Below are 5883 nucleotides of genomic sequence, written 5' to 3'. Positions count from 1 at the left end.
ATCGACGAGGACCCGGCCAGTGCCTCCTGAACCGCGAGAGATCGCGGATCTGCTCCATTTGTGCAGCATTCAGAGAGGAAAGCATTCACTCATGTCCCTAAAAACAGTTGTCGCCATCGCGGCGGCGGGCGTCTTCGTACTCGGCATCTCCGCCTGTTCCAGCGGTACCCCGTCCGGCGGGTCGAAGGCCGACTGCAGCGTCGGCATTTCGATGCCGACCCGCAGCCTCGAGCGCTGGATCAACGACGGCGAGGGCCTCCAGGCCAAGCTGAAGAAGGCCGGATGCAGCGTCGACCTCCAGTACGCGGATAACAAGACCGACCAGCAGATCAGCCAGATCCAGAACCAGATCGCGGGAGGCGCGACGATCCTCGTCGTTGCCGCGATCGACGGCTCATCGCTCGGGCCGGTGCTCGCGCAGGCCAAGAAGCAGAAGGCCACCGTCATTGCCTACGACCGGCTCATCAACGGCACACCGGATGTCGACTACTACGCGACCTTCGACAACTACAAGGTCGGCACTCTGCAGGGCCAGTACATCGAGACCTCGCTCGGGCTGAAGGACGGCAAGGGCCCGTTCAACCTCGAGCCGTTCGCGGGCAGCCCGGACGACAACAACGCGAAGTTCTTCTTCGCCGGCGCGTGGGACGTGTTGTCGCCCTACGTGAAGAGCGGGCAGCTCGTGGTCCCGAGCGGCAAGGCGCCGAAGTCGGATGACGACTGGGCGAGCATCGGAATCCAGGGCTGGGCATCCGACAAGGCACAGTCCGAGATGGACAACCGCCTGTCGTCGTTCTATGCGGGAGGCAAGAAGGTCAACGTCGTCCTCTCACCGAACGACAGCCTCGCGATCGGCATCGAGGCATCGCTCAAGTCGGCCGGGTACAAGCCGGGCAGCGACTACCCGATCATCAGCGGGCAGGACGCCGACAAGGCCAACGTCAAGGCGATCCTCGCCGGAGAGCAGTCGATGACCGTGTGGAAGGACACGCGGGCCCTCGGCGAGCGCACCTTCCAGATGATCAAGTCGATCGACGCCGGCACCAAGGTCGAGGTCAACGACACGAAGACCTACGACAACGGCAAGAAGGTCGTCCCGTCCTATCTCCTCACCCCGGAGGTCGTCACGAAGGCCGACGTGAAGACGAAGCTCATCGACTCCGGATTCCTCAAGGCGTCCGACGTCGGGCTGTAGACCCCAGCCATCCGGTGGCGCCGACCGCCCGTGTCGGCGCCACCTTCCGCACCACAACACGATTTAAGGATCTGCACCATGAGTGAACCCATTCTTCGGATGGTGAACATTTCCAAGGACTTCAGCGGCGTGCGCGCCCTGGACGACGTCTCCGTCGACGTGGCCCCGGGCGAGGTGCACGCCATCTGCGGCGAGAACGGGGCGGGGAAGTCCACCCTGATGAAGGTCCTCAGCGGCGTCTACCCGACGGGAAGCTACGAGGGGGAGATCGAGTTCGAGGGTCGCCCCGTCGACTTCAAGAGCATCAACGACAGCGAGGCCGAGGGCATCGTGATCATCCACCAGGAGCTCGCCCTCAGCCCCTACCTCTCCATCGCGGAGAACATCTTCCTCGGCAACGAGGTGCAGTCGAGGGGGGTCATCGACTGGCATGGGACCAACCGCGAGGCGCAGCTCCTCCTCGCGCGGGTCGGCCTCGACGAGAGCCCGGCGACGAAGGTCTTCGAGCTCGGAGTCGGCAAGCAGCAGCTGGTCGAGATCGCCAAGGCGCTGTCCAAGCGGGTCAAGCTGCTCATCCTCGACGAGCCGACCGCGGCCCTGAACGACGAGGACTCCGACCACCTGCTCGACCTGATCGATCAGCTGCGCGGCCAGGGCATCACCTGCATCATCATCTCCCACAAGCTCCGGGAGGTGCGCCGCATCGCCGACACCGTGACGATCATCCGCGACGGCAAGACGATCGAGACCCTGGATGCCCGCAGCGGCGACGCCACGGAGGCCCGGATCATCCGGGCAATGGTCGGCCGCGACCTCAACAGCATGTTCCCGCCGAGGGAACCGGCCATCGGGCCAGAGATCTTCCGGGTGGAGCACTGGACGGTGCACCATCCCGTCGATACGACCCGGGTCGTGGTCGACGACGCGTCGTTCCACGTCAACGCCGGCGAGATCGTCGGGTTCGCGGGGCTCATGGGGGCGGGCAGGACGGAGCTCGCGATGAGCATCTTCGGTCGCACCTACGGTTCGAACGTGTCGGGCAAGGCCTTCAAGAACGGCGAGGAGATCCAGCTGCGCACCGTCGACGAGGCGATCGGACATGGCCTGGCCTACGCGACGGAGGACAGGAAGCGGTACGGGCTGAACCTCATCGGCGACATCACCGTCAACATCTCGGCCGCGGCGCTCGGCCGCCTCGCCAAGTTCGGTGTCATCGACCGGTTCCGCGAATACAAGGTCGCCGACTCCTACCGCTACAAGATGAACATCAAGGCGCCGTCGGTCTCCGTCATCACCGGCAAGCTGTCCGGCGGCAACCAGCAGAAGGTTGTGCTCGGGAAGTGGATCTTCTCGGGGCCCGACATCCTCATCCTCGACGAGCCCACCCGCGGCATCGACGTGGGGGCCAAGTACGAGATCTACGGCATCATCAACGAGCTCGCCGCGCAGGGCAAGGCGGTCATCGTCATCTCGTCGGAGCTGCCGGAAGTCATTGGGCTTGCCGATCGGATCTACACCATCTCAGAGGGGCGCATCAGCGGCGAAGTCGCCCGCGCAGACGCCACCCAGGAAAACCTCATGCACTACATGACCGCCGGAAGGAACTAGAACCATGACCACCACAACGCCCGTGGCGCCCTCGGCAGGGCGCAAGACCCCCAGACTGTCGGTGAACTTCCGGCAGTACGGGATCCTCGCCGCCCTGGTCGTCATCATCCTGCTGTTCGAGGCCCTGACCGGCGGCCGACTGCTGCTGCCGGGGAACGTCAACAACCTCATCCAGCAGAACGCCTACGTGCTGATCCTCGCCGTCGGGATGGTGATGGTCATCATCGCCGGGCATATCGACCTCTCGGTGGGCTCGGTCGTCGCGATGGTCGGTGCGGTCGGCGCCATCTCCATCAACAACTGGGGACTTCCCTGGTGGGCGGCGGTCATCCTCTCCATCGTCGTCGGCGCGGCCGTCGGCGCCTGGCAGGGATTCTGGGTGGCCTATGTCGGCATCCCCGCGTTCATCGTCACCCTGGCCGGCATGCTGATCTTCCGCGGGCTCACCCTCGTCCTGCTCACCGGCGGGACGATCAGCGGCCTGCCGGACGGATTCACCGCCATCGGCGCCGGCTGGATTCCGACCGTGTTCGGGCTGATCGGCGGGCGCGACCTGTTCACGATCCTGCTCGGGGTCGTGGCCGCCGCCGCCCTCGTCTGGCAGCAGCTGCGCACCAGGGCGACCCTGCGCAGGCTCGACCTCCCGCGCGAGGTCATCGGCTCGTTCTGGATCAAGAACGTCGTCGCGGCGGCGGCCATCATCGCCGTCGCCTGGATCCTGGCCGGATACAGCGGCACGCCGATCATCCTCATCGTCCTCGCCGCGCTCGTGCTGCTGTACACCTTCGTCCTCGACAAGACGGTCTTCGGCCGGCACATCTACGCGATGGGCGGGAACCTCTTCGCGGCGGTCATGAGCGGGGTCAAGACGCGGAGGGTCAACTTCTTCATCTTCGTGAACATGGGAGCGCTCGCCGGGCTTGCCGGCGTCGTCAGCACCGCCAGGGCCGGAAGTGCCGTCGCCTCGGCGGGGCAGAACTACGAACTGGATGCGATCGCCGCGGTGTTCATCGGCGGCGCCGCGGTGCAGGGCGGGATCGGCACCGTCGTCGGTGCCGTCATCGGTGGACTGGTCATGGGAGTGCTGAACATGGGCCTGTCGATCCTGTCGGTGGATGCCGCGTGGCAGATGGCGATCAAGGGCCTCGTGCTGCTGCTTGCCGTGGCCTTCGACATCTTCAACAAGCGCAGGGGCGGTCGATAGAATCGCTGAAGCGGGGGCCGTGATGTGACGTGAGCGATGAGAGCGAGAGTGTGTTGGTCCAACCGTGACCGATCTGGCGACGCCCGTGAATCCCGCGGCGGTCGAGGCACACTCGAGCAACGACTTCATCCGACGGAGGAACCTCTCCGCCGTTCTCACCTCGCTCCATCACGGCGGACCGCGTTCCCGGGCCGACCTGGTCAACGAGACCGGGCTCAACCGCTCGACGGTGACCGTGCTGGTGGCCGAGCTCATGGAGCTCGGCCTGGTCCGCGATAGCGGCACCAGGGCAGCCACCGGACGAGCGGGCCGACCGAGCTCCTCCATCGAGGTCGATCCGACGGTCGCGGCGATCGCGGTCTATCCCGACATCGAGGGCGTGACCGTCGGGCTGGTCGGGCTCGGCGGGGAGGTGCTGTCGAGGATCCGCTTCGACTCCGCCTCGCCCCTGCCCGCCAAGAAGATGGTGAAAGCCGTCAGCTCCCTGGTGGACGGGATGCGCGCGGACATCGAGCGGCACTACCGGGTGGTCGGCGTCGGCGTCGCCGTGCCCGGGCTGGTCAGGGCCGGCGACGGGCGGGTGCTCCTGGCCCCGCACCTCAACTGGAGGAACGAGCCATTCACCGAGACGCTGCGGCAGGCGCTCGGCTATCCGGTGATCACCGGAAACGAGTCGAGCATCGGTGCCATGGGCGAGGTCGTCTTCGGAGCCGCACGGGGCGCCCGCAACCTCGTCTACGTCAACGGCACCTCCGCGGGGGTGGGCGGCGGGATCGTCATCGACGGAGCGCTGCTTCACGGGACGGAGGGCTATGCCGGGGAGCTGGGCCATACCCTCGTCAACAGCAGCGGGCGCAGGTGCTACTGCGGCCGGACCGGCTGTCTCGAGATCGAGGTGAGCCAGTCGCGGCTGCTGCCGTTGCTCGGGCGCACGCGCATCGACGAGGACGAGCTCGACGTCGAGCTCGGCGTCGCCCGCGATCCCGCCGTCCTGGCCGAGGTGTCCCGCCAGGTCGAGTTGCTGTCCGAGGCGCTCACCGACTTCGTCAACCTGTTCAACCCGGAGATCGTGGTGCTCGCCGGTTACCTCGGCGCACTGCTCTCGGTGAGCCGGGAGAGGCTGACAGAGGCGGTGCGGATCCGTCCGCTCGGCGGCGCAGGGCGCGCGGTGCGACTGGAGCGGGCGAGCCTGAGGTCCCGCCTCATGCTCGTCGGACCCGCGGAGCTCGCCTTCGGCCCCGTGCTCCGCGACCCGGCCAACTTCTCCTGACCGGCAGGTCGCCGCCTGTCGGAGACGGCCGTGAGGGGCTAGTGTAACCACCGTGGTCGTCCGCGTCGTTCGACCGCCCTACTTAAGGACAAGTCCTACAAATGAATATCCTGCTTGCCATCATTGCCATCGTCGCCATTGTCCTGCTCTTCACCGGTGGATTCGTCGCGTCCATCCACTGGCTCCTCTGGGTCGGGATCGTGCTCCTCGTCATCGCAGTCATCGTCTGGCTCCTGCGGGTCATCACCGGCCGCAGAACGCGTTGATCGATCGGCTGCTGCCGGCACGTCGTTGACCTGAGACGGCAGAGCCATTCCGCCGCCTCGCGACGGCGTCCCCTCAGTGGGCGTAGTCGGGGGCGGGCGGCAACCCGAAGAACTCCTCGAGCGTCGTGACCCCGGTGTTGTGCATCTCCGTCGACAGCTGCACGCCGATGTAGCGGAAGTGCCACGGCTCGTACTCGTAGCCGGTGACGGCTACCTTGTCCGCCGGATAGCGAAGCAGGAAGCCGAAGCGCCAGGCGTTCGCCGCGAGCCACTTCCCCTGCGTCGTCTGACCGAAGCAGGCCGCGAGTGTGCACTGCAGCGGCACGGAGCCGATGTCGGC

General features: G+C 66.4%; 6 protein-coding genes. 5 read left to right on the top strand and 1 reads right to left on the bottom strand.

Going from position 1 to position 5883, the window contains the following annotated elements:
- Positions 1-91 precede the first annotated feature (91 nt).
- From chvE to VGC18_RS01655, 5 genes are all read left to right on the top strand, one after another.
- Positions 92-1195 (top strand): multiple monosaccharide ABC transporter substrate-binding protein, encoded by a 1104-nt coding sequence (chvE, locus tag VGC18_RS01675; protein ID WP_331093565.1) that lies wholly within the window; start codon positions 92-94, stop codon positions 1193-1195.
- A gap of 78 nt (positions 1196-1273) precedes the next feature.
- Positions 1274-2803 carry a multiple monosaccharide ABC transporter ATP-binding protein gene (gene mmsA, locus VGC18_RS01670; RefSeq protein ID WP_331093563.1) on the top strand — a complete coding sequence of 510 codons (1530 nt, stop codon included), beginning with the start codon at positions 1274-1276 and terminating at the stop codon, positions 2801-2803.
- A 4-nt stretch (positions 2804-2807) separates the two neighbouring features.
- A complete protein-coding gene (mmsB, locus tag VGC18_RS01665) occupies positions 2808-4007 on the top strand; it encodes a multiple monosaccharide ABC transporter permease (protein WP_331093561.1) in 1200 nt (399 codons plus the stop codon).
- Positions 4008-4071: 64 nt separating this feature from the next.
- The gene (locus VGC18_RS01660; protein WP_331093559.1) at positions 4072-5277 is read left to right on the top strand and encodes an ROK family transcriptional regulator; all 1206 of its coding nucleotides are present in this window, start codon (positions 4072-4074) and stop codon (positions 5275-5277) included.
- A 101-nt stretch (positions 5278-5378) separates the two neighbouring features.
- Positions 5379-5543: a hypothetical protein gene (locus VGC18_RS01655; protein WP_331093557.1), complete on the top strand. Its 165-nt coding sequence runs from the start codon at positions 5379-5381 to the stop codon at positions 5541-5543.
- 73 nt (positions 5544-5616) lie between these two features.
- Here the strand turns inward: VGC18_RS01655 and VGC18_RS01650 are convergent.
- Positions 5617-5883, bottom strand: a 267-nt coding sequence (locus tag VGC18_RS01650) for a M15 family metallopeptidase (protein ID WP_331093555.1), incomplete at its 5' end; no start/stop codon positions are given.

It is taken from the genome of Lacisediminihabitans sp. (assembly GCF_036404185.1).
In the GTDB taxonomy this organism is placed as follows: domain Bacteria; phylum Actinomycetota; class Actinomycetes; order Actinomycetales; family Microbacteriaceae; genus Lacisediminihabitans.
Note: the sequence above shows the minus strand (reverse complement) of the source record. Positions and strands in the feature narration are given on the sequence as shown.